At 23.7% G+C, this 497-nt stretch carries 1 protein-coding gene; it reads right to left on the bottom strand.

Features of this window, described 5'->3' with window-relative positions; genetic code table 11:
* On the bottom strand, nt 1-497 hold a 497-nt coding region (locus B0E44_RS18895), incomplete at both ends, for a hypothetical protein (protein WP_165688818.1).

The raw sequence follows: 497 nt of genomic DNA, 5'->3' as shown, positions 1-497 counted from the left end.
CTATTTTAGACCAATCAACACCTAATTTATTTAGTTTGTTAGGCAACGAACCATTTATTGAAGTTGATACTATAAATAGTGATTTTCCAATATTTTCAATCTCATCTCTAGTAACCGTATTGGATGAATAAAATTTAATCCTAGGATTAAAAGGTTTTGTATTATTAATGTTTATATAAAGTAAGCAAGAATAAATTAAAGGAAAAATTGTTGGAGTATCGGAATAAATTATTTCCGGATTCCCCTTTAAAAAAGGTAATAAAAAAATTGATAAAATATTTATATCCTGACTTTCTTTAAAAATATTCGCTATTCTAATAAAATGTGTTGCATAAACACCTGATGGTAATAAAAAATATGATTCTAAACCAGCTTTTAATATTGAATCATATTTTACTAAAAAATATGAACAAATCGAATTTGATAAAATTGAATAAAGATCTTTTTTAATTTCAGAATCTCCAATAATTGTAACAATTTGACCATCTCTTTTGTAT

It is taken from the genome of Flavobacterium sp. A45, from assembly GCF_002001005.1.
In the GTDB taxonomy this organism is placed as follows: domain Bacteria; phylum Bacteroidota; class Bacteroidia; order Flavobacteriales; family Flavobacteriaceae; genus Flavobacterium.
Note: the sequence above shows the minus strand (reverse complement) of the source record. Positions and strands in the feature narration are given on the sequence as shown.